Origin of the sequence: Clostridium neuense (assembly GCF_045310695.1) — a bacterium.
Lineage (GTDB): Bacteria > Bacillota > Clostridia > Clostridiales > Clostridiaceae > Clostridium_S > Clostridium_S neuense.
This window is the reverse complement of record NZ_JBJIAA010000006.1, coordinates 221734-244182: the sequence shown is the minus strand read 5'-3', so window position 1 is coordinate 244182 and position 22449 is coordinate 221734. Positions and strand designations below refer to the sequence as shown.

The 22449-nt window shown below is 30.3% G+C and carries 24 protein-coding genes and 2 riboswitches; of the genes, 19 read left to right on the top strand and 5 right to left on the bottom strand.

Features of this window, described 5'->3' with window-relative positions; all coding sequences use genetic code 11:
- Positions 1-63 precede the first annotated feature (63 nt).
- Complete coding sequence (locus ACJDT4_RS09115) at positions 64-600, top strand: HAD-IIIA family hydrolase (protein ID WP_406787245.1); 537 nt, start codon at positions 64-66, stop codon at positions 598-600.
- 119 nt (positions 601-719) lie between these two features.
- On the opposite strand, the gene ACJDT4_RS09110 is transcribed toward ACJDT4_RS09115, so the two are convergent.
- Positions 720-3047 carry a PEP/pyruvate-binding domain-containing protein gene (locus tag ACJDT4_RS09110; protein ID WP_406787244.1) on the bottom strand — a complete coding sequence of 776 codons (2328 nt, stop codon included), beginning with the start codon at positions 3045-3047 and terminating at the stop codon, positions 720-722.
- A gap of 360 nt (positions 3048-3407) precedes the next feature.
- Positions 3408-3514, top strand: a riboswitch (TPP riboswitch).
- A 131-nt stretch (positions 3515-3645) separates the two neighbouring features.
- On the opposite strand from ACJDT4_RS09110, the gene thiS reads away from it, so the two are divergent.
- The 5 genes from thiS to ACJDT4_RS09085 are packed head-to-tail and all read left to right on the top strand — an operon-like array spanning position 3646 to position 7116.
- A complete protein-coding gene (gene thiS / locus ACJDT4_RS09105; protein WP_406787243.1) occupies positions 3646-3840 on the top strand; it encodes a sulfur carrier protein ThiS in 195 nt (64 codons plus the stop codon).
- A 1-nt stretch (position 3841) separates the two neighbouring features.
- Positions 3842-4642, top strand: coding sequence for a sulfur carrier protein ThiS adenylyltransferase ThiF (thiF, locus tag ACJDT4_RS09100; RefSeq protein ID WP_406787242.1), 801 nt, complete (start codon positions 3842-3844; stop codon positions 4640-4642).
- A 13-nt stretch (positions 4643-4655) separates the two neighbouring features.
- Positions 4656-5426 carry a thiazole synthase gene (locus ACJDT4_RS09095; protein WP_406787241.1) on the top strand — a complete coding sequence of 257 codons (771 nt, stop codon included), beginning with the start codon at positions 4656-4658 and terminating at the stop codon, positions 5424-5426.
- Positions 5427-5437: 11 nt separating this feature from the next.
- A complete protein-coding gene (gene thiH, locus ACJDT4_RS09090) occupies positions 5438-6544 on the top strand; it encodes a 2-iminoacetate synthase ThiH (protein WP_406787240.1) in 1107 nt (368 codons plus the stop codon).
- Positions 6541-7116, top strand: a complete 576-nt coding sequence (locus ACJDT4_RS09085) for a thiamine phosphate synthase (protein WP_406787239.1) — start codon at positions 6541-6543, stop codon at positions 7114-7116. Before thiH ends, ACJDT4_RS09085 begins: the two co-directional genes overlap by 4 nt.
- 41 nt (positions 7117-7157) lie before the next feature.
- On the opposite strand, the gene ACJDT4_RS09080 is transcribed toward ACJDT4_RS09085, so the two are convergent.
- Entirely contained in the window at positions 7158-7514 is a 357-nt protein-coding gene (locus ACJDT4_RS09080) for a hypothetical protein (RefSeq protein ID WP_406787238.1), read from the bottom strand.
- 136 nt (positions 7515-7650) lie between these two features.
- Here ACJDT4_RS09080 and ACJDT4_RS09075 point away from each other — a divergent pair, with 136 nt between their 5' ends.
- The 8 genes from ACJDT4_RS09075 (at position 7651) to thiE (ending at position 14545) form a co-directional block, all read left to right on the top strand.
- Positions 7651-8415, top strand: coding sequence for a DUF2971 domain-containing protein (locus ACJDT4_RS09075; protein WP_406787237.1), 765 nt, complete (start codon positions 7651-7653; stop codon positions 8413-8415).
- Positions 8416-8467: 52 nt separating this feature from the next.
- Positions 8468-9457, top strand: coding sequence for a type I phosphomannose isomerase catalytic subunit (locus tag ACJDT4_RS09070; RefSeq protein WP_406787236.1), 990 nt, complete (start codon positions 8468-8470; stop codon positions 9455-9457).
- Between the two features lie 298 nt (positions 9458-9755).
- The gene (locus ACJDT4_RS09065) at positions 9756-10289 is read left to right on the top strand and encodes a MarR family winged helix-turn-helix transcriptional regulator (RefSeq protein ID WP_406787235.1); all 534 of its coding nucleotides are present in this window, start codon (positions 9756-9758) and stop codon (positions 10287-10289) included.
- Between the two features lie 30 nt (positions 10290-10319).
- Positions 10320-10760 (top strand): Fur family transcriptional regulator, encoded by a 441-nt coding sequence (locus tag ACJDT4_RS09060; protein WP_406787234.1) that lies wholly within the window; start codon positions 10320-10322, stop codon positions 10758-10760.
- Positions 10761-10866: 106 nt separating this feature from the next.
- A riboswitch (TPP riboswitch) is annotated at positions 10867-10965 on the top strand.
- A gap of 150 nt (positions 10966-11115) precedes the next feature.
- Positions 11116-11922, top strand: coding sequence for a bifunctional hydroxymethylpyrimidine kinase/phosphomethylpyrimidine kinase (thiD, locus tag ACJDT4_RS09055; protein WP_406787233.1), 807 nt, complete (start codon positions 11116-11118; stop codon positions 11920-11922).
- Positions 11915-13150, top strand: a complete 1236-nt coding sequence (gene cytX, locus ACJDT4_RS09050; protein WP_406787232.1) for a putative hydroxymethylpyrimidine transporter CytX — start codon at positions 11915-11917, stop codon at positions 13148-13150. Before thiD ends, cytX begins: the two co-directional genes overlap by 8 nt.
- Entirely contained in the window at positions 13108-13926 is an 819-nt protein-coding gene (gene thiM / locus ACJDT4_RS09045) for a hydroxyethylthiazole kinase (RefSeq protein WP_406787231.1), read from the top strand. The genes cytX and thiM overlap by 43 nt, the downstream gene beginning before the upstream one ends.
- Positions 13913-14545, top strand: a complete 633-nt coding sequence (gene thiE, locus ACJDT4_RS09040) for a thiamine phosphate synthase (protein ID WP_406787230.1) — start codon at positions 13913-13915, stop codon at positions 14543-14545. The genes thiM and thiE overlap by 14 nt, the downstream gene beginning before the upstream one ends.
- Positions 14546-14848: 303 nt before the next feature.
- Here the strand turns inward: thiE and ACJDT4_RS09035 are convergent, their stop codons facing one another.
- Positions 14849-15568 (bottom strand): MBL fold metallo-hydrolase, encoded by a 720-nt coding sequence (locus ACJDT4_RS09035; protein ID WP_406787229.1) that lies wholly within the window; start codon positions 15566-15568, stop codon positions 14849-14851.
- 27 nt (positions 15569-15595) lie between these two features.
- A complete protein-coding gene (locus ACJDT4_RS09030) occupies positions 15596-16189 on the bottom strand; it encodes a TetR/AcrR family transcriptional regulator (RefSeq protein WP_406787228.1) in 594 nt (197 codons plus the stop codon).
- Between the two features lie 253 nt (positions 16190-16442).
- On the opposite strand from ACJDT4_RS09030, the gene ACJDT4_RS09025 reads away from it, so the two are divergent.
- The 3 genes from ACJDT4_RS09025 (at position 16443) to ACJDT4_RS09015 (ending at position 19372) form a co-directional block, all read left to right on the top strand.
- Positions 16443-17009 carry a hypothetical protein gene (locus tag ACJDT4_RS09025; protein ID WP_406787227.1) on the top strand — a complete coding sequence of 189 codons (567 nt, stop codon included), beginning with the start codon at positions 16443-16445 and terminating at the stop codon, positions 17007-17009.
- 79 nt (positions 17010-17088) lie between these two features.
- A complete protein-coding gene (locus ACJDT4_RS09020; RefSeq protein WP_406787226.1) occupies positions 17089-18387 on the top strand; it encodes an ABC transporter substrate-binding protein in 1299 nt (432 codons plus the stop codon).
- A gap of 22 nt (positions 18388-18409) precedes the next feature.
- Entirely contained in the window at positions 18410-19372 is a 963-nt protein-coding gene (locus ACJDT4_RS09015) for an L-lactate dehydrogenase (RefSeq protein ID WP_406787225.1), read from the top strand.
- Here the strand turns inward: ACJDT4_RS09015 and ACJDT4_RS09010 are convergent.
- Positions 19369-20505, bottom strand: coding sequence for a glycosyltransferase family 4 protein (locus tag ACJDT4_RS09010; RefSeq protein ID WP_406787224.1), 1137 nt, complete (start codon positions 20503-20505; stop codon positions 19369-19371). The two genes, ACJDT4_RS09015 and ACJDT4_RS09010, sit on opposite strands and share 4 nt — an antisense overlap.
- A gap of 154 nt (positions 20506-20659) precedes the next feature.
- On the opposite strand from ACJDT4_RS09010, the gene ACJDT4_RS09005 reads away from it, so the two are divergent.
- Entirely contained in the window at positions 20660-21673 is a 1014-nt protein-coding gene (locus ACJDT4_RS09005; RefSeq protein WP_406787223.1) for a CotS family spore coat protein, read from the top strand.
- 30 nt (positions 21674-21703) lie between these two features.
- The gene (locus tag ACJDT4_RS09000) at positions 21704-22444 is read left to right on the top strand and encodes a hypothetical protein (protein ID WP_406787222.1); all 741 of its coding nucleotides are present in this window, start codon (positions 21704-21706) and stop codon (positions 22442-22444) included.
- Positions 22445-22449 lie beyond the last annotated feature (5 nt).

The following is a 22449-nucleotide window of genomic DNA, read 5'->3' as shown; positions in this document are numbered from 1 at the left end:
TATGTTTATCATTTTTCATAGAGAAATAGATAATTTTAAAATATGGTAATAAGAGGTACAGTTATGGAAAATAAGATTAAAGCAGTATTTATTGATAGAGATGGAACTATGGGGGGAGGCAGTGAGGTAATTTATCCTGGAGATTTTAAATTATATTCATTTACAAAAGAGGCCTTTAAAATCCTTAAACATCACAAAGTAAAAATTTTTGCATTTACCAATCAACCGGGAATTTCGCTTGGAAAAGCTACGCTTGGAAACTTTGTAGAAGAGTTATTAGGCTTTGGATTGGACAATGTATATATATGCCCTCATAGTCCTAGTCAACACTGCAGTTGTAGAAAACCTGAAACGGGATTATTGTTAAAAGCATCAGATGAATATAAATTAGATTTTTCACAGTGTATGATAATTGGAGATAGATTAACTGATATGCAGGCAGCTGAAAAGGTATATGCACATAAAATTTTAGTAAGAACTGGTGTTGGAGCAGATTCTTTGAAAGCAAATAAAGATAACGAAAAAAATGTACAAATTGATTATTTAGCTAAGAATCTTTTAGATGCTGTGAAATGGATGGTAGTAGAAAATTATCTGTAAAACAGGGTAAAGAGTAGAGTGAATGTGGATTTATTTTTTGTTTTTCTTAGGTAAATCTTAAAACTTATATATTGTCAGCTTTTCTGAACATCATTTACTCTACTCTTTAATTTGTTTTTTTATCTTATTATTGTAACTTGTTTATTAGCACAATCTATCTTTAGGATGTTTGCAGTGGACCATTTGTTATATAAAGTTTCACCAGCGCCAATAACTGCAGGAATACCAAGTTCTCCGGCTCTTATTGCCATGTGAGAATTTATTCCACCATACATTGTAATAAATCCGGCAATGTCATGCAAAAATATCCAATCATATCCTGGGTCCGCATTCGGAATCATTAATATGCTGTTCTTAAGATTTTGTTTAGAATTATTTATGCTCTCAATTTTTGATATCACTGATTTTTGTGTAATAAAATTAGGCTCCGACATTGGAACATGAAACGCTAAAACATCATCACAATTAACTATAAGTGAAGGAAGTATAACTTGTTTTGTAGTCTCATACTTTTTCTTACCTTCATTTATGCTATTAGCTAGAGTTAATCTTATATTTTGACTTGAAGAATATAATTCATTTATACAATTAATATTTGCATAGGAACAATCTTCAGCTGTAAAATTATTTTCTAGGCTAAGTTGTTTGAATAGTGAAAGAGCATCGCTTAAATTATGTGTGAAAATAAATTTCGAATATTCTCTAAATTCTATAGAACTTTTAATAAAATCAAATAATTCAGTACAATTAAAATTTAAATTATGTGCTTTTAGTAGTTTATCTATTTTGGTCATTTGAGTTGAAGATAGCTCAAAGTTCGCATTATCGTAATTTTTTTTGCTGCTTACAGTATTCCAATCAAAGTATAATTCGGGATTTTCATCATATCTTGAAGAAAGAATATCATATGTTCCTGGTCTCAAGTGACCATATTTGTTTAAAAATTCTTGTTTACTTATATGGTTAAAATCATATCGAATGTTAGAACTTACAGTATTAAGTGATTTCATAAAGCATTGATACTCGTATTGAGATAAGATTCCATTGTCAACCATGGAATTTAATAATTCTATAGCTATGAATCCACATCGTGCCAATCCTGCGAATGGAAGAGCGCCATATAGGCTGCAGTCTTTAAGTAACCAGTATATTTTAGAAATTAAATCTAAATTACTATTATAAATTGATTCTCTACGATCTTTTAATTCCATAATTTTTTTAATATCATTTTTCCATAGCTGATTACTTCCATTTATGATATTATTGGTTAGTTTTTGAAGGCTTTCACTTAACTCTTTACATTCATTTTTGTTAAAACCTTTACATAAAAGCTTACTGAGCCTTTTTTCTGTATCAAAGGTGTAACACGAGAATACTATTTTAAATTCAATTTTATCATGATAGTTAGGATGCTTTATAAGAGCATCTATATAATAATCAACCAATTTTTCACACAGATTTTTTGATAGATTAGCTGGTAAAAATGAGTTGAAGCTTATTCGTAAGTCTATATATGGCAGCCCGTAAAAATCTATTAATAATGGAAAACCTATAACATTTTTATATCCATAGTTATTTCTTTGATAGGCCCAAATCTCATCTGTAATTATTTTTTTATAAAGGGATAGCGCTAGCGGTTTTGGTTTAATGCCTATCATTTCAGCAGGATTCCAATCAGCCATTACACCATAAATAGTTTTATTTCCATATAAATAAGGATGCCTTAAATTTAGTTGGGATATTTTCTTTCTTAATTCGTAAATAAATTCTTTATTTTTGTTAGTTTCGTTGGCTAAGTTTACAATAAGTGGTCTTACTTGAAAAAGGTATAAGTCGTAAGCATCATCAAAAGCAAATTCAATATCTAAGGAGTCTGTAGAAAATAAAGCTTCAAGTTCACTGATTAAATTTATAACGCGAAGAAGATTTTTGTCAATGTTAGGAACTGTTTTTGAATGTTTATAGTAATAAAATGTTTTTAAATTATTAGTTTTACCAGAGGTTACTGAATCTGTAGTGTAGGTATAATCATCATAGTTTATAACAATGTAGTCACCACAAGAATTAGGATCCTTGCTAAAAGCAACACCGCTCATTCTTACTTTTTTTAGCATAGGCTGAATAAAAACTTGATCCTTTAAATTTAAACCCTTGTAAGAATCTATAACCTTTGTAATTGCATCGCATATTTGATTTTCACCAATAACATTTGAAATTGAAAGAAAGCATCCAGCTAATGAATGGATTGAATTATCTTCAGACATGGAGCTACTCCTTACTATTAGCGGAAGATCAATCCAATTTTTTTCTTTAACTAAAGAAATTATTTTTTTGCTATTGTTAATCCATTCACTTACTGTTAAACGTATTTGAGGAATAATTTTAGCGTTAACAATAACTGTAGATAAATATTCAAGTGTTTCAGATTTTGTACCAAAACTAACCATACTATTTCCTCCCTTAACCATAAATTATCGAATAAAAATAGCTTTTAAAGATATAAAATTTATTTTTAGAGAAAAGTACGTAATCTAAAATTATATATCTAATCAACTGTGTTTAAAGATAAACTACCTTGAAACTTGAAAGTTATTTGTACCACAATGCCATCTTATGGCAATTGTGGTGCACATGAATTTCAATAGTTGAAGTGGTTTATTTATGACGAGTAACAACCAATATATTAATATTAATCTATTTGGTTTTAAATTACAATATTTTGTAATAAAGATGAATCACACTTAAACTTCAAATCTATTTGGTTGCATTTTTTTCCCTAATGTGGTAAATTAAAAATGTAAAATTTAATATCGCAACTGGGGAGCCTGTTGACAGGCTGAGAGTGGAATGTGATTCCAGACCCTCATAACCTGATTTGGATAATGCCAACGTAGGGAATAGTTAGTTCATATTTAACATAAAGTTCTGCGCAGAATTTGTGTATTTATGATATTAAAAATAGTAGATTATGAGGGAAACAGTTTTTGTTTCTCTCTTTTTGATTTTACTAGAAATCTTATTTATCAAAAGCAAAGAGGTGACTTAATGATAGTAAATGGAAAGAAAATGGATTTTAAACAGGGTATTACTGTTACAGAATTGCTAAATGAAATTAAGGTTGATAGGGATAAGGTAGTCGTAGAAGTAGATTTAGAGATAATAGATAGAAATGAGTATAGTCAGAAAAAGCTGTTTACAGCATCAAAAGTAGAAGTAATAAGATTCGTTGGAGGCGGCTAAATTGAAAGTTTATGTCAATGGAAAAATAAAAGAAATCTCAAGCAAAAGTACACTTTTTAGCATTAAAGAGGAAATAAAAAAAGATGCAGATGTAGTCGTATATAATGGATTCATTATGAAAAAGAACATTTATTTAAAGGATGGGGATAGGGTTGTACTTATAAAAAAAGGTGAGCTTCCAAGTAAAGAAGAAATGGAAGCGCAGCTTGTGGCAAGGCATACACCTAAGGTTCACGAAAAGATTAAGAAGGTTTCTGTTGGTGTAGCTGGGCTTGGAGGGCTTGGATCAAATGCAGCGGTATCGCTCGCAAGAATAGGTATTGGAAGGCTTTTATTAGTTGACTTTGATGTAGTTGAACCAAGTAATTTAAATAGACAGCAGTATTTTGTGAAACACATAGGTATGAAAAAAACTGATGCCTTAAAAGAGATAATATCTTGGTGCAATCCTTTTGTAAAGGTTGAAACCTTAGATACATTTATAGATGAAAGCAATGTAGTAGATATTTTTAAAGATGTGGATATGATTATTGAAGCCTTCGATAATCCCGTTTCAAAGGCAGTACTTACAAATGCTGTTCTTACAAAAATGAAGGATAAAAAGATTGTTGCAGCTTCAGGCATGGCTGGATATTTTTCCAGCAATACAATATGTACAACTAAAATAAATGATAGGTTTTATTTAGTTGGAGATAGAGAAAATGGTGCACAGCCAGGGAACGGACTTATGTCACCAAGAGTTTCTATAGCGGCAAATCATGAGGCAAATGCAGTGCTTAGAATAATAATGAATGAAAAATAGGAGGGGTTTATAAATGGAGGAACTTATCATAGGAGGAGTTAAGCTTAAAAATAGACTTTTCGTTGGAACAGGTAAGTTAAGCTCAAATGAAATAATTCCAAGGATAATGGAAAGATCAAAGGCGGAGGTCATAACTGTTGCACTTAGAAGGGTAGATGAAACTTCGTCAGAAGATGATAACATACTTAATTTTGTAAATAAAGATTTAATACTTTTGCCAAATACGTCGGGTGCTAGAACCGCAGAAGAAGCAATAAGACTTGCTAGAATTGCAAAAGCAGTAGGCTGTGGAAATTGGATTAAGATAGAAGTTATCTCAGATAATAAATATTTACTTCCAGATAATTATGAAACTATAAAAGCAACAGAAGTACTTGCAGAGGAAGGCTTTATTGTACTTCCATATATAAATCCGGACTTAATGGATGCTAGAAGACTCGTTAGTGCAGGTGCAGCTGCGGTAATGCCACTTGGAGCGCCTATCGGAACAAATAGAGGGCTTAGAACTAAGGAAATGATAAAGATTTTAATAGAAGAAATAAATGAGGTGCCTGTAATTGTTGATGCAGGAATAGGTAAACCATCAGATGCAGCACTTGCTATGGAAATGGGTGCTGATGCTGTTCTTGTAAATACAGCTATAGCAACAGCTGATAATCCTGTTTTAATGGCAGAGGCATTTTCACTTGCAGTTGAAGCAGGAAGAAAAGCATATACAGCGAAACTTGGTGCTGAAAGAGAATATGCTGAGGCTTCATCACCACTTACTGGATTTTTAAGATAGGAAGTGTAAAAATGAGTTTTTATGAAAAATTACAGGAGTATAAAGAATTTGATTTTGAAGATTTTTTTTCTAAGACAAGGGAAAGTGATATAGAAAAAATTCTGTGCAAGGATAATGTAGACGAAATTGATTTTTTAAGACTTTTATCTCCAGCAGCAGAAAGTTACCTAGAACCTCTAGCTCAAAAGGTGAGGAAATTATCCTTGAGGAATTTTGGAAAAACAGTAGTACTATATACACCAATGTATATTGCAAATTACTGTGTAAATGGCTGTGCGTACTGTGGTTATAATGTAACAAATAAAATATCAAGAAAGCAGCTTACTTTTGAAGAAATAGAAAAGGAAGCTAAAGCTATATATGAGTCTGGCATGAGAAATATAATAGTTTTAACTGGAGAATCAAAGTTTCATACACCAGTAACGTATATAAGAGATGCTATAAAAATATTAAAGAAATATTTCAGTTCTATATGTATAGAAATATACCCGTTAGAAGTTGACGAATATAAGGAACTTGTTGCTGCAGGAGCAGATAGTCTTACAATTTATCAAGAAACTTATAATGAAGAAAAATACGATAAGGTTCATTTGAGTGGACCTAAAAAGAATTTTAAATTTAGACTTGATGCACCGGAAAGAGTATGTAGGGCAGGGATTCATTCAATAGGAACAGGAGCGCTTCTTGGATTATATAAATGGAGAAGTGAGGCATTTTTTACAGGACTTCATGCTGCTTATATTCAAAATAAATTTCCAGGTGTTGAGATATCAATGTCTGCACCTAGAATAAGGCCACATGCAGGAAGCTTTAGTGACATATATGAGGTTAATGATAAAAATATTGTACAAGTGATTTTAGCATACAAGCTGTTTTTACCAAGAGCAGGTACAAATATAACTACAAGGGAACCGGCTAAATTTAGAGATAGTCTTATTCCTATAGGAGTAACAAAGATGTCAGCAGGTGTATCTACGGAAGTTGGAGGACATTCATGTAAGGATAAAGGGGAAGGTCAGTTTGATACAAATGATAAAAGAAGTGTTAAGGAAGTTTATGATGCAATAAAGGGTTTGGGATATAACCCAGTATTTAAGGATTTTCAAAGTACACTATGATATATGTTGTTACAAATAGAAAATTAGTAGCAAAGGGAAGCTTATGTGATAGACTTGAAAAAGCACTTCAATATGGTGCTAAAAATATAATTTTAAGAGAAAAAGATCTTAAATATCATGAACTTTATAAATTAGCTCACAAAGTAAAAGTTATTACGGAAAGATATAATGCTAGGTTGATTGTCAATGGAAGTTTAAGGGTAGCTGAAGAAATTGATGCTTATGCATATCATACAGGCTTTGAGAGTTTCATGAGACAAGAAAAAATTAATATAAAAACGGGAGTATCGGTTCACAGCTTGGAAGAGGCAATTGAAGCTGAAAAAAATGGCGCAGCATATTTGCTTTGCGGAAATGTATATGAAACAGCTTGTAAGCCGGGGGTAAAAGGAAAAGGATTAAATTATATTAGGAAAATCGTAACAAAAGTAACTGTGCCTGTAATTGCCATTGGGGGCATTAGTGAAAAAAATGCAAGAGATGTAATTAAAGCTGGGGCTAAGGGGCTTGCTATAATGTCTTCTGCTATGGATGAACCTTTAATTGTAGAGAAAATTATAAAAGAGATTTAGCTTAGAATTAATAAAAGTGGAAAGGAATGTCCTTTTCACTTTTATTTTTTTGGTGCAGGAAGAGGTATTGTATTTTCTAATGCAAATATAAATGCTTGTGTTGGACTTTGTCCAGAATTATGTGCAATTTGATAGTTAGCAAATAATTTTGCGTAGTTATAATACTGACCGCTAAATTCATATACCATAAATGTTGGATGATCTTCTGTGGCTGTTATTAAAGCATCTAATTTTGATTCTTCAGATTGAAGATCTGCATTACTATAAAGTATAGGTGGAGTTTTGGAAATATCATAGAAATCTCTATTTGCAGCCATTGCTGATTTTGGAGTAGCTAATAGTAAAATAGCAGCACATATTGCTGAAAAAAGAAGAGTCGGCTTTTTTAGATTTATCAATTTAAATTCCTCCTAGTTATTGGATTATACACAATAATTATACTATTTTTCTATTATTAATTCTATAGCCCCAATTAATAATAGAACTTGATTATGGAAAAAATAAATATTAATTCACGGTAAGGAGTAAAATATTTTGGAATGGATAGAGGAATATAAAAGATTATTTTTTGCAGGAAAAAAGGATGAAGCATATAAATTAAAATACGATAACTTTCCTAAAAGATTATATAAATATGAGGTTATAGATGAAGAAAAAATAAATACACTTATAAATAATGAACTTTGGTTTTCAAATCCAGATGATTTTAATGATCCTTTTGATTCATGTGGAATATGCTTTGATGAAGGAGAAATAAAAAAACACTTAAAGGGCATTAATGTGACGAAATTAATTGATTCCTTTAAAACAGATGTTAAGATTTCTTGCTTTTCTGAGGAAATTAATAGTATGCCTATGTGGACACACTATGCGGGAAATCATGAGGGCATGTGTGCGGAATATGATTTTTCTAAAATTAATTATACAAATAGATTTTCGAAGTATTTATTTCCTGTAGTATATCAAACAGAAAGATATGATATAACTGACATTTTAAAGGATTTAATTAATGATAAAACAGAAGATGCTGCATACATGCTTTTTTTTATGATGCAGATAAAGCATATAAGCTGGAATTATGAAAAGGAATGGAGAATAATACTTAAGGATGAAAAAATACATAACAAGGTTGAATTTCCAATAAGGCCAAGTGCACTTTACTTGGGATTGAACTGCAAAGGTGAAAACGTTGAAACTATAAAAAAATTAGCGCATAATACAATAGGATGTCCTATATATAAATTAGAAAAAACAAATGATAAGCTATTTAAATTTAAAAGTATATGTATTGATAAGTGAAAGTATAGGACTTATATAAGCATAAATTAAATATAATACGGAGGTTGCTAAGATGTATCCATTAAAATTTGAAAATTTATATTACGAAAAAATATGGGGTGGAAGAGATCTAGAGCAGTTTAGAGATAATCTTCCAGCTGGAAATATAGGAGAGAGCTGGGATGTTGCTTGCCATAAAAATGGAACTAGCATTGTAGCAAATGGAGAATTTAAAGGAAAAAGGCTTGATGATTTAATAAAGGAAAAGGGGAGTGAACTTATAGGAACAAAGATAAGTTCAGATTGGTTTCCTCTTCTTATAAAACTAATAAATGCTAAGGACAAACTTTCAGTTCAAGTTCATCCAAATGATGAGTATGCAAAAAAAGTAGAAGGTGATATGGGTAAAACTGAAGTTTGGTATGTTGTTGAGGCATTTGAAGGTGCTAATTTAGTAGTTGGAACAAAAGGAAATTGTACGAAGGAACAACTTAAAGAAGCACTTGAAAAAGATCAGCTTGATGAATATATGAATAAAATCCCTGTTAAGAAGGGTGATGTATATCTAGTAAGAAGTGGTATGATTCATGCTATAGGTGAAGGTGTCATAGTAGCAGAAATTCAGCAGAATAGCGATACTACATATAGAGTTTCTGATTACAATAGAGGAAGAGAAATACATGTAAAAAAAGCACTTGATGTAATAGATTTAAGTCTTCGCGGTAAAAAAAGTGAAGGAATAAAGATTAAAAAAGATGGATATGAAAAAACATATTTATGTCTTGGAAGAGATTTTTCGCTAGAGTTATATGATTTTAAGGATGAACTTGCAGAGAAAAGTGATGAAGAGAGATTTTATATATTTACTTGTGTTGATGGTGAAGGAAAAATTTTTTATGGACAAAACAACAGTAAAAGTGAAGTTGTAAATTATGGAGATAGTATTTTAATTCCTGCAGGTACAGGTAATTATATCTTTAAAGGAAATATGAAATTATTGAAGAGCTATGTACCAGATGTTGAAAAAGTTCAAAGAGAAATACTTGGAGAGATAAGGTATTAAAAAAGCAAAGAGTAAAGGATTAGTTGATATTATCTTTTACTCTTTGCTTTTTTATAAGGATGAAATATATGCTTAGCGAAACAATAGATTTATGGAGGAAATGCAGATTTTAAGGTAACTATAAATATCATAACTTACTAAAAATAACTGTGGAGAACTTATAATTATGGTATTCACAGTTATTTTTTTATAAAGAAGATTAGGTACCTAATCTTTTTGTTGACTTTTAATTATATGGCTGATATACTAAAAACAAGTTAGGTACCTAACTTGTTTTAGGGAGAAGGAGAAAAAATTTATGGCAAGTATAGATTTAAATAACTTATACCATGCTCTACATAATTTGGTAAAACAAATGCATCGTGCCGCACATAAAGATTATTGCATGAAAGGTGTAATTTATCATGGTCAAGCAAAGTTACTTGCAGAGGTTTCTGGAAACGATGGTGCTAGTCAAAAAGAATTAGCAAAAAAATTGGATGTTAGACCATCGTCAATGACAGAAATGCTTAGTAAGCTTGAAAATAATGGTTTCATTTTTCGAAAACAGGATCAAAAGGATCAACGTGTGAGTCATATTCATTTAACTGATGAAGGTAAAAAAATTGTTGAACATATAGAGAAAACCAAAGACGAATTTGAAGAAAAATTTTTTAGTGCACTAACAGAAGAAGAGAAAGAGCAATTTTTTGTATTAATTAAAAAATTATGTTTAGGATTGGAAAATGACAATAATAATGATTATAAAAATTTTCATCATTGTAGAGAACATCATCATAGACATTTTCATCATACGCACAATTATGATTTTGATGGGAGAGATAAATTTTAACTATAATTAATTTAAATAGGGATGAGTATTATGAATTTATTAGACGAATTTAAAACTACGTTAAAAGAAAAAGGTTACAAGGTAACGCTTCAAAGAGAAAAAATACTGGATACTGTTATTAAAAATGAACATAGCCAACTGACATCAGAAGAAATTTACAATATTATTAAAAAGGATTATCCTAATATGGGTATAGCAACAATTTATAGAACTATGCATATATTTGAAGATGCAAATATAGTACGTAAATTTGATAATGATGAAAATGGAGTAAGATATGAATTAATAGACATGAACGATAAGTATCAGCATCCCCACTTTATATGTACAAAGTGTGGAGAAATATTTGCTGTAAAAGATTTTAATCTAAATTTAATAGAAAATGAGTTAAAGAAAAGTTATAAATTTGAAATAGTTAATTATGATGTTAAGGTTTATGGAATATGTCCTAAATGTTTAAAGATACAGTAGTGTTATCCAATAGAATTTAAATTTTAAGGTGGAATATAATTTAGAATAAAGCTTTACAATTATATATATTGTGTATATAATTAAGTCGTATTTTAAAATTTAATATATTGTATTGCGGGGGGACCATTTGGTTGAGAAGGTTAAAACCTGACCCTTTGAACTTGAAGTAGTTAAAACTACCGTAGGGAGCAAAGCGAATTTGTTTATTTTCTTTGAAATAAATGCTTACCTAAAAAGTAAGCATTTTTTATTTGCATAATTTCATTAAGAATGCATATAAGCTTAGGCATATTCAATTCTATTTCCAAGTTCATTTTCCTCCGAGATACAAGAATAAAAAAGGAGGAACTTATCTATGAAAAAGGTATTAACAATTGCTGGCTCAGATTCTAGTGGTGGTGCAGGCATTCAAGCAGATTTAAAGACATTTTCAGCACATGGAGTTTTTGGAATGAGTGTAATAGCAGCGGTTACAGCTCAAAATACTAAGGAAGTTATTGATGTTCAAAATATAAGTCCAGATATTATTGGAAAGCAAATTGATGCTATTTTTGACGATATTGAAGTTGATGCAGTAAAAATAGGCATGATATCCGAAATTGAAGGTATAAATGTAGTTTCAGAGAAGCTAAGAAAGTACAAACCACGCAATGTTGTTTTAGATCCTGTTATGGTATCAAAATCAGGATATTCTCTTATGAATCCAAATTCTGTTGAGACGCTTATAAAAGAACTTATACCAATCGTATCAGTGGTAACACCTAATATACCAGAAGCAGAAATAATAGCAAATATTAAGATTGAAACTATTTCTGATATGGAGAAGGCAGCGAAAATAATATATAATATGGGACCTAAAAATGTATTAATAAAAGGTGGGCACTTAACTGGTGATGCTACGGATGTTTTATATGATGGTAAAAATTTTGTTTATTTAAAGAATGAGAGAATTAATACAAAAAATACTCATGGTACAGGCTGCACACTTTCTTCTTCAATAGCATCAAATTTAGCATTGGGAATGAATATAAAGGAAGCTGTAGAAAATGCTAAAAAGTACATAACAACTGCTATAGAGCATTCACTTTCTATAGGACATGGCTCAGGGCCAACTAATCATTTTTATACATTATATAAAAAGGCTGGATTAAATTATGAGTAAAACGAAAGATAAATTGTATTTTTGGGACTTTGCACTTTTATGGTGTGGTGCGGCTATTTCTATAGCTGAAATTTTAACAGGTGGATCAATAGCTGCTTTAGGCTTTAAAAAGGGATTAATTGCAATAATACTCGGGCATCTTATTGGTACAGCAATATTTATATTTGCAGGTATAATCGGTACTCGTGAGAAAGTCCCTGCAATTACCTCTACAAGAATATCTTTTGGCTTGTATGGCACATATTTGTTTTCAATATTAAATGTGCTTCAGCTTCTTGGTTGGACAGCAGTTATGATAAATTCCTGTGCTCAGTCCTTAAATTTAATAAGTAAAACAATGTGGTCTATAAATAATATTCCACTTTGGAGTGTACTTACAGCAGTGCTTATTATACTGGTTATAGCTTTTGGAATGACTGGCTTTAAAAAAATTAATACTTTAGCAGTAGTGCTTTTGTTTGCACTTACACTTGTACTTGGCTGGGTTGTTTTTAGAAGTGGAAAACTTTTCTCGCAACCTTCTGGTGGAAGTATGTCTTTTGGAAGTGCACTTGAACTTGTAATTGCAATGCCTCTTTCATGGCTTCCTATGGTTGCAGACTATACAAGATTTGCAGAAAGCGAAAAAGAAGGTGCTTTTGGCAGCTTTTTAGGATATTTTATTGGAAGCTCTTGGATGTTTATTATAGGTCTTGGAGCAGCTATTGTTTCAAAAAATCCTGATCCTTCCACTATGATGCTTGCTGCAAATCTTGGAATATCAGCCTTTGGAATTGTTGTACTTTCAACAGTAACAACTACATTTATGGATGCATATTCAGCTGGAGTTACATTTTTAAATATAGTTCCAAAGTTTAATGAAAAAGCTGCAGCTATAGTTATAACAATAATAGGAACGGCAGCATCACTATTAGTTAATATGGACAATTATACGAACTTTCTTTACATAATAGGTTCAGTTTTTGCTCCATTGTTTGCAGTACTTTTAACAGATTATTTCATAATAAAAAAGCATACGAAAATAGAGGACAAACTTCTGTTAAATATTGGTGCTGTTATAGTATGGGCAATAGGAGTAGCTGTTTATTATTTGTTTATAAGATTAGATTTCATATTTGGTGCAACACTGCCAAGCATGCTAATAACAGGTTTATTATATTTTATTAGTTGGAGGTATATAAGTAAATGGAAGTTAATGAAAAATTCAAAGAACTTTTATGCAGCGTAAAGGAGAAGAAACCTCTTGTACATCATATAACTAACTATGTTACAGTAAATGACTGCGCAAACATAGTTTTAGCAGTTGGCGGTTCTCCAGTAATGGCAGATGATATAAACGAAGTTGAGGATATGGTGTCTATTGCCTCAAGCCTTGTAATTAACATTGGAACATTAAATAGTAGAACTATAGAAGCTATGGTAAAGGCGGGGAAAAGAGCAAATAAACTTGGGATTCCGGTGGTACTAGATCCTGTTGGAGTGGGGGCAACACCATATAGAAAGGAAACAGCCTTAAGACTCATAAAAGAAATTAAATTTGCTGTAATTAGAGGTAATTTAGCAGAAATAAAAATATTATGCGGTATGAATGCAGCTTCAAAGGGTGTTGATTCTGAAGAAACTCTTACAGATGATGCAAAAGAAGTTGCTAAGGTTTGTGCAAAAAATTTAAATACAGTTGTTGCAATTACCGGAGTGAATGATTATGTGTCTGATGGAAATAAAGTTATGGTTCTTAAAAATGGAACTAAAATGCTTACAACTGTTACTGGAACAGGCTGCATGACTACATCGCTTGTAGGTACATATTGTGGTGTTACGAAGGATTATTTATTAGCAGCTGCAGCAGGAATTTTAACTATGAGTATGTCAGGAGAAAAAGCATATGAAAAGCTTACAGAAGCCGAAGGTAGTGGGAATTTTAGAGTAAGACTTATAGATGAAGTTTTTAAGCTTAAAGGTGAAGATTTTATGAGGAGAGGTAGTATAAATGAAGTATGTTAATTATAGTTTGTATCTTGTAACTGAGAGAAGCTTACTTTGTGGTATTGAGTTAGAGCAGGCAGTAGAAGAGGCTATATTGGGAGGGACAACCCTTGTACAATTAAGAGAAAAAAACATTTCAACTATGGATTTTTATAAAATTGCGGTAGATATTAAAAAGGTTACAGATAAATACAATGTGCCACTTATAATCGATGATAGATTAGACATAGCATTAGCAGTTGATGCTGCTGGAATTCATGTAGGGCAAAGTGATATGCCTTGTGATATAGCAAGGAAGCTTGTCGGCAAAGATAAAATAGTTGGAGTTTCAGCTGGCAGTGTTGAGGAAGCCTTAAAAGCACAAAAAGATGGGGCAGATTATCTTGGAGTAGGAGCAGTTTTTCCAACGGGAACTAAAAAAGATGCTACAGATGTTAGTATTGAAACTTTAAAAGAAATAGTAGAAAAAGTTAATATTCCAGTTGTTGCAATTGGTGGTGTAAGTGCAGATAATGTAGATAAACTTGCAGATACAGGTATTGATGGGATTTCTGTTATTTCAGCCATACTTGGTAAAAAGGATGTTAGAAAAGCGGCGAAGGAACTAAAGGAAGCGGTTGAAAAGTTTGTTAGTTAGTAACTAAATTTTTACGAGTTAAAAATGTTGTGAACTAACTTAATCATTGCACAGTGCACAGCTCACAATTCACAGTGAAGGATGATTTATCTTCCTCTCGTCAGATAAATCTAAAATTATATAAAAAACTGGTATGATGCTTGGCTGGTAAAGCGAATATAATAATGCATTATCTTGAAATGGCGTCAGCAATAAGCTTTAGATTTTCTGTAGCAAAGTGGAAGAAAATCATCCTAAACTGTGAACTGTGCATTGTGAATTGTGAACTGATTTAGTTTGCATTCTTTATACTTTCACAATCTCTCACTTAGATTTATTAAAGATACTGCCACTTTCGAATGGTGCACCGTGGCCCGGATATACCATTTTTATATCCATAGCTTTTAATCTATCAATGCTTTTGCTGAGAATTGAGAAGTCTAAAGCATTTAATGCGGCAGTGGGCTTTTTTAAATTTGCATATGTGTCGCCAACAATTAGGCTGTTATCTTCGGTTAAGATGCCAATTGACCCATAGGTATGTCCAGGTAAATGAATAATTTTGCAGTGAAAACCGTACTTTAGTAAGCTATCACCCTCATCGATAATAATATCTGGTTTGAATTTTTCAAAATCATTGAGTGTCTTCTGAGAAATTTTTTTTAATTGCTTTTTCATCAACTGAAAAATAATTTTATAAATAATTGAATTGTAATTGCTATTCTCTAGCATTTCTTCTAATGATGGAGCTTCGACTAATTTTACATCGCCTGAATGCATTGCTATTCTTGCTTTATATTTATTCCTAAGAAAAGCGGCATTTGCAGAATGGTCATTGTCACCATGAGTTAATACTATAAGAATCAAATTGTCAGGATAACAACCGTTCATTTCAAGCTCTTTTTCAAGTTTTTCACGTCTATTTGTAAAAATTTTATCCATAAATAAATGTCCGCCAGTATCAAATAAAATGAATTTGTCATTTTCCTTAAGTAGATAACAATTTACACCTTCTAAATCAATTCTAATAATTTCTTGATTCATAATAACTCCTTTACAAATAAATTATTTTTACTTGTGATTTTTGTGGTATGCACCATGAGTTTCTTGATATACTTTTAAATATAATTTGTCAAATTGACGTCTATCAATATCAAAGTATTTTGTCCATGAATCCGCAAAGCAAATATACGCATAGTTTGGAAGAAAACTTGTAAAAAATTCTGCAATTCTTCTTTCTTGAACGTCATATGATTCGCCTAAATTATTTTCTGATTCTTTATTAATCATAGCTTCTATAACCTTAAAAATTATTGGTTGTTTTTTTGTCTTTTTTAAAGAATCTATAAAAATTACTCTTACTAAATCTGCATTTTTTTGCCCAAATTCATAGTAAACATCTTTCATACGATTTGGTAAATTTTTAGCTTTTTCTTTATGGGTTTCACTGCTAGTGCTATTTATGATGTTCATATACTCATCAACAAAGTTTTTAGTTAGAGCTTCTAAGATTGCATCTTTATTTTTAAAATGATAATAAATAAGAGATTTAGGAACGTCTGCAGCACTGGCAATTTCTTCAATACGAGAACCTTCGAAGCTTTTTTCTGCAAATATTTTAACTGCTGCTTGTAAAATTCTTTCACGTGCATTTGGTTTATTCATTAACTTTTATTACCTCTCCTTAATTTTAGTACTGAATGTTCAGTTTTAATTATTATAACATATATTGTATGTAAAATGTAGAAAGCTTTTTATCATCTAAGATATTTTCTTTTCAGATATTATGATTCAGATTTAAATGCTTTTAGTTTATGATGAAAATAAATATAAATATGAAGCTTATAAAGGCAGAATTAAGTTCTATTTTAAGTTATAATGTTTAAATATATAACTAATTTATGGGGGGAGGAAAGGTATGACAGATATTAGTATTATTATAGTTGTTATTGTATTAACCTTGGCAGCTGCTTTTATTTTGATTTATAGGAGGAAAAAAACTAAACTTTCAGTTTCTGCTTATATTACTACAGATGTAGTTGAGCAAAAGAGCTTTAGAAAAGGTACAATAGTAAGTGATTCAAATGGGACAATTTATGAAATACTTTTAAAGCTTAAAATTACAAATAATACAGATAGCTATCTAGAAATTTTATCAGTTTTTATTGAGTATGAATTTGAAGAGGATAGCACCTCGGAGTTTGAAATTATTCCTAATGAATTTCCTATTTCTATAGAGCAATTGGATAATTGTGAAATTAGTATACAAAAAGAGTGGCTCGATTATGAAAACGTAAATTCTTTAGGGGTAATTGATTCAGATGGAAATCGTTATAGTGTTTCCAAGCAGAACTTAGATAAGGTATGGTTAGAATCAAATAACTTGCCAAGCGCTAAAAATAAGTATGACAAAAAACAAGGACCAATGGATGTTACAACGGATTTTGTAGTTGTAGATAGATATAGGATTAAATCAACTTCATAAGTATGAAAAAATATAATTATATGATATACTATCTATGTATGCTCATTGTTGCATAGTATAAAAAGTGGGGTAATTAATTATGAAAAGCAAATTGAAGAAAATTTTTATGATGTTCATAATTGCATTATTTACGTTAAACTTTGCAGGTGGATGCCAGAATAATTCCTCTAATGTAAAAAAGCAGAGCAGTGAAAAGAAAAAAACTACAAAAGTACCTGGAGAAATAACTGTATGGATATGTAATAATGACCAAAATGTTATCAATGATCAGATTAGCTTATTTAAGAAAAAGTATCCTTACATAAATGCTAAAGTTATTGCTATGTCTTCAAAGGATATTGTAAGTCAATACATAGATAGTTGTACAAATAAAAAGAAGCTTCCTGATGTAATTGAGGTTACAGATGAAGGAGCAGCAACTCTTATCAATGGATTTTCGGATGAATTTTTAAATGTGGCCTCAGATTCGGATATAAAAAAAGGCGTTTTTCTAAATAATAGAGTGAATAATCTATCAAGAAAAAACAGTATATATGGATATCCTTGGTATGTAAAGCCTGTTTTTATGTTATATAGAGATGATATATTAAAATCATCAGGAATAAATGCAGATGATATAAAAACATGGGATGATTATGCAAAGCTTGAGGATAGTATAAAGAATTCTGGAAGGAAATTAACCTTAATTCCAAATTTAAATAAAATATATGATATTCAGTTAAATGAACTTGATACTAATTTTTTTGATGATGATGGTAAAGTAGAGGTTAATAGTAAAAAAGCCATGGAGGCAAATAAATTTATATACAGCATTTTGAAAAACGAGATAAGCATTGATGTAAATAATAATGATTTTCTTGCTTCATTTCAAAATGGAAGTATTATTTCTCTTATTGCTACTCCAGAGATAGTTTTATATCTTGAGAAAAGTTATCCTGATTTGAGTGGTAAAATAAAGTTAACTAGGCTTCCGGCTTTTGAAAATGGAGGAAATGATACAGCATATACCGATGGCACAAACTTTATGATTTCAGATTCCTCTAAGAACAAGGAATATGCTTCTGAATTTGTAAAGTTTGTAACAGGAGATGTTAATGCTGTGTATAATCAATTTAATGTATACGGTCTTTGCTCAAGTAATACATCTGCGTATACTTATGAAAAAATACATAAGAAAAACCAGTATGTGGGTAATATAGATATGTACAAGTGGTATATTAATTCAGCTAAGCTATTTTCTAATATTGTATATAATGAAAATTATAATGAGGTAAGAGATGAAGTTTTAAAAAGCTTAAATGAAAATGTAAAGAGCAATAAAAAATTAGAAGATATTATGAATGATCTTGAAAAATCTATAGAACCTAAATATAAGTAGGTATTTGTAACGGAGGTAAAAAATGAAACCGATAAAGAATAAAGTGGTATTAATAGGAGCAGGTATGGTTGGTTCAAGTATACTTAATTCAATCTTATCATTAAATCTTGTGGCAGAGATTGCTATTATAGATAATAATAAGAATAAAGCTGAAGGAGAAGCTCTTGATGCTAGCCATACTACGTCTTTTTCCTATAATCCTAATGTAAGAGTAAGAGTTGGAGACTACAAAGATTGCGCCGATTCACAGATAATAATAATATCAGCAGGTCCAAGTGCTAAACCGGGTGAAAAAACAGACAGATTAGCTTTAGCTGGTAAAAATATAGAAGTAATGAAATCTGTGATGACATCAATTTGTCAATACACAAAGGATGCAGTTATAATAGTTGTTACTAATCCTGTTGATGTTTTAACTTACTATGCTCAAAATAATTTTGGGTATCCTAAGGAAAAAATAATAGGAACAGGAACTCTTCTAGATACTGCGAGATTTAGAAGAATACTTGCTAAAAAGTATCTTGTGGACACTAAAAATGTTCATGGGTATATTTTGGGAGAACACGGTGCAAGTGCTTTTGCAGCATGGAGTCTTGTATCTATAGCTGGTGTATTAGTAGATAATTTTGATGGTGTAATTGCAAAGGATAAATCACCTTTAAATCGTGAAGAAATTTTAAATGAAGTAAAAGAAGTTGGAAATGACATATTAAAGTTAAAGGGATTTACAAGTGCTGGAATTTCTATGAGCGTAGCAAGTATAGTAAGGGCAGTGCTGCTTAATGAACTTAGTATTATGCCTGTATCTATAACCCTTAATGGCGAATATGGGATTGAAGATGTAGCGCTAAGTATTCCATGTGTTATATCTGATGAAGGCATTCAAAAGAAAATAGAAGTTCCACTTAGTGAAGATGAATTAAAGGAACTTCATAAAAGTGCAGAAAATCTAAAAAAGATACTTAAAAAATTTGAGATTTGTTAGCAGGTTTTAATCTGTTGCTTTTCATAAACGTCATTATATACATTAAGAGTTTTTTCAGCAGTTTTCTTCCAGGAGAAATCTGCTGAATTTTTTAATCCTTTAGCTATTAAAGCATTTCTAAGTGTTTCATCATTTAAAACCTTCCATAAAGCATTTTCTATTTGGGAGCTTTTAAATGGATCTATAAGAATTCCGCAGTCGCCTACAACTTCAGGTATGGAGGTTATGTTTGAAGTTATTACTGGAGCTCCGCAGCTCATAGCTTCAAGTGGTGGAAGCCCAAAACCTTCATAAAGTGAAGGATATACAAAAACCTCACAAGCATTGTAAAAAATAGGAAGCTCTGATTCTTTTACATAGCCTGTAAATATGACATCCTTTGAAATTTTTAGTTTGCTACAAAGAATTTTTAGATTATTCAAATCATCTTTATTTGAGCCAACTATAACAAGGTTTATTGGCGATAGAAAGCTGTTTTTTATTTTACTAAAAGCATACATTAGGGCTTTTACATTCTTTCTTGGGCTAAAACCTCCAATATAAAGAATAAATTTATTATTTATATTGTAGTTATTTAAAAGGTAACTGCTACAATATTCCTTATTTAATATTTTATAGTGACTATTTGCTGCAAGTGGAGTTACATATATTTTATCAGGATTTATAGGAAAAAATTTAAGTAAATCCTTTTTGGAATATTCAGATACAGTTATTATTGCATCAGATTTTTCAACAATCATTGGTATACTTTTTAGAAATTTAAGAAGATAACCTTTGCCAACAGTTTCAGGCATCACATAAGGTATTAAATCATGAATTGTTGTTATTTTTATGCAGGATAAATCTTCATTTAAGCCTATGCCATTTTGCGGTATATGATATATATCTATATTGTTTTTTATAATATTATATGGTAAATATCCATCTTCAAAAAAGTTATGATGTCCCTTTGAAATTATATTTATTTTACAATTACTTTTCTTGAAGCTCTTATAGTCTGTTCCGTACCAATATAAGGTATAAGAATTTTCACTGTCGATATTTAAAAGCTCTCTAGTAACATTTTCAGTATATGTTCCAATTCCACTGCCTCTATATAAATTTATTCCTCTTGCATCTATTCCGATTTTCATTTAAATCTCTCCTAAAAACTTCCTATATATAATAATATTAATATTTATAATAAAATGTGCTTTAAATCTAAATCACACAGGAAAGTTTATATTCATATAATGATGTATAGGATATGCTATGCATATTTTAATAATATTTCAGCGGTGAAATTTTATGATTAATTTATGTGGAATTAAAGAAAGTTTAAGAAATAATTATGGAATTGATGCTAAAGAAATAAAGAAAATAAAAAACGTATATAAAATAACTACTGATTCATCAAACTATTGTCTTAAAGTAATACCTTATGATTTTGGTCATTTTTTGTTTATAGTGTCAGCTATTGAGCATCTTATTAAAAATGGGCTTGAAAGTATTCCGGATATAATTGCTACCAAGGACAAAAAAAATTATATAAAACTTGGAGAAAACTATTCATATGTTACTAAATGGATAGATTCAAAATTATGTGATTATGAGAATACTATAGAACTTGTTAAAGCTGTAGAAGCTCTTGCAAAACTTCATATAAAAAGCAGAGGTTTTGAAATTACGAAGGAAATGAAACCAAGAATAGGGTGGTTAAAATGGATAAAGCAGTTTCAAACAAGAACTGATGAAATTCTAGACTTTAAAAAAAGAATAGAAGCCAAGACAAATAGAACGGAATTTGATAGTATGTACATTAGCATTATGGAAGAAGAAATTATAAGAGCACAAAAGTCTATAGATGACTTAGCAAGTTGTGATTATTTTTACAAAATGGAAAAAGAAATTGATTATAAAGGGTTTTGCCATCACGATTATGCACATCATAATTTACTCGTTGATTCTCGAAAACAAATTAATATAATAGATTTCGATTATTGTATTTTAGATACTCATCTTCATGATTTATCAAGTGTTATGATAAGAAAAATGAAAAATGGAAAATGGGATATGGCAACAGCTATCTTTATACTTGATGTGTATGATTCAATCTACAATATTGAAAATACAGATGTACCATTGATGGCTGCTTTTATGGAGTTTCCTCAAGCATACTGGCAGATTGGTATACAGTATTATTGGGAAAAACAGCCTTGGACGGAAGAATTCTTTATAAGTAAGCTAAGAAAAATAAATGAGGATAGAGAAAATAGACAGGAATTTTTAGAGGAACTTATGACTTTTAAATATAAAACTTAAATATTAGTATGAATTATTGAAGGTGATTAAGTGAATAATTTAAAGACTATATCTTTAAGACAATATATTGAGATTAATGGTATTAACTTTTTTAAAGATGCACATACGATTGAAAGAAAACAGATTACAGAAGAATGCATTATTGATCAGTTTTATATAATTAATCAGTTTCACAATATTTTGAAGGAATATAGAGGATATGATATTAAAAATATAGATAATAAAACTGGAAGGCTAGTTGAGAAATATAAAATGGAAATAAGACTTGCCAAAAGATACATTAAAAGTTCAAGGGAAAACAATACTTCAGATGATTTTAACGACCTTCTTTTAAAATATATCAAAAGAAGTGAAAATTGCATAATAGAAGCATCGAGAAATTATGTTGAGTTAATAAAAAGAAGTATGAAAGACGAAGAAATGTGCCTTGGAAACTGCTACTTTGATAACATATATAAAAATGGAAAGTTATTTATAAAAGATATAGACCATATATGTTTTGATATGCTTGAAATAGATGCGATAAATTTTATAGATAAGATAAGAATGGAAAAAGTAAATTTGAACTGGGAGAAATTGATACACGAATATATATGTATTGAAAAGCTTGATGTTTGTAGTGAAGATTTTATAAAAGCACTTGTTTCATATCCATCAGAAGTTATGAAATGGTTTAAAAGATATATTAAAGAAGGAGAGAAATTTCCTAAAGAATATTATATGAAAAAAATAGAAAGAGCAGCTAAAAAAGATGGGAAAAGCATTATTTAGGAGGT

What these genes read in the sequence shown, in the direction of transcription:
- ACJDT4_RS09115 (WP_406787245.1), top strand. Translation starts at nt 64, where the DNA reads ATGGAAAATAAGATTAAAGCAGTATTTATTGATAGAGATGGAACTATG.
- ACJDT4_RS09110 (WP_406787244.1), bottom strand. Translation starts at nt 3,047, where the DNA reads ATGGTTAGTTTTGGTACAAAATCTGAAACACTTGAATATTTATCTACA.
- thiS (WP_406787243.1), top strand. Translation starts at nt 3,646, where the DNA reads ATGATAGTAAATGGAAAGAAAATGGATTTTAAACAGGGTATTACTGTT.
- ACJDT4_RS09095 (WP_406787241.1), top strand. Translation starts at nt 4,656, where the DNA reads ATGGAGGAACTTATCATAGGAGGAGTTAAGCTTAAAAATAGACTTTTC.
- thiH (WP_406787240.1), top strand. Translation starts at nt 5,438, where the DNA reads ATGAGTTTTTATGAAAAATTACAGGAGTATAAAGAATTTGATTTTGAA.
- ACJDT4_RS09085 (WP_406787239.1), top strand. Translation starts at nt 6,541, where the DNA reads ATGATATATGTTGTTACAAATAGAAAATTAGTAGCAAAGGGAAGCTTA.
- ACJDT4_RS09070 (WP_406787236.1), top strand. Translation starts at nt 8,468, where the DNA reads ATGTATCCATTAAAATTTGAAAATTTATATTACGAAAAAATATGGGGT.
- ACJDT4_RS09065 (WP_406787235.1), top strand. Translation starts at nt 9,756, where the DNA reads ATGGCAAGTATAGATTTAAATAACTTATACCATGCTCTACATAATTTG.
- ACJDT4_RS09060 (WP_406787234.1), top strand. Translation starts at nt 10,320, where the DNA reads ATGAATTTATTAGACGAATTTAAAACTACGTTAAAAGAAAAAGGTTAC.
- thiD (WP_406787233.1), top strand. Translation starts at nt 11,116, where the DNA reads ATGAAAAAGGTATTAACAATTGCTGGCTCAGATTCTAGTGGTGGTGCA.
- cytX (WP_406787232.1), top strand. Translation starts at nt 11,915, where the DNA reads ATGAGTAAAACGAAAGATAAATTGTATTTTTGGGACTTTGCACTTTTA.
- thiM (WP_406787231.1), top strand. Translation starts at nt 13,108, where the DNA reads ATGGAAGTTAATGAAAAATTCAAAGAACTTTTATGCAGCGTAAAGGAG.
- thiE (WP_406787230.1), top strand. Translation starts at nt 13,913, where the DNA reads ATGAAGTATGTTAATTATAGTTTGTATCTTGTAACTGAGAGAAGCTTA.
- ACJDT4_RS09035 (WP_406787229.1), bottom strand. Translation starts at nt 15,568, where the DNA reads ATGAATCAAGAAATTATTAGAATTGATTTAGAAGGTGTAAATTGTTAT.
- ACJDT4_RS09030 (WP_406787228.1), bottom strand. Translation starts at nt 16,189, where the DNA reads ATGAATAAACCAAATGCACGTGAAAGAATTTTACAAGCAGCAGTTAAA.
- ACJDT4_RS09025 (WP_406787227.1), top strand. Translation starts at nt 16,443, where the DNA reads ATGACAGATATTAGTATTATTATAGTTGTTATTGTATTAACCTTGGCA.
- ACJDT4_RS09020 (WP_406787226.1), top strand. Translation starts at nt 17,089, where the DNA reads ATGAAAAGCAAATTGAAGAAAATTTTTATGATGTTCATAATTGCATTA.
- ACJDT4_RS09015 (WP_406787225.1), top strand. Translation starts at nt 18,410, where the DNA reads ATGAAACCGATAAAGAATAAAGTGGTATTAATAGGAGCAGGTATGGTT.
- ACJDT4_RS09010 (WP_406787224.1), bottom strand. Translation starts at nt 20,505, where the DNA reads ATGAAAATCGGAATAGATGCAAGAGGAATAAATTTATATAGAGGCAGT.
- ACJDT4_RS09005 (WP_406787223.1), top strand. Translation starts at nt 20,660, where the DNA reads ATGATTAATTTATGTGGAATTAAAGAAAGTTTAAGAAATAATTATGGA.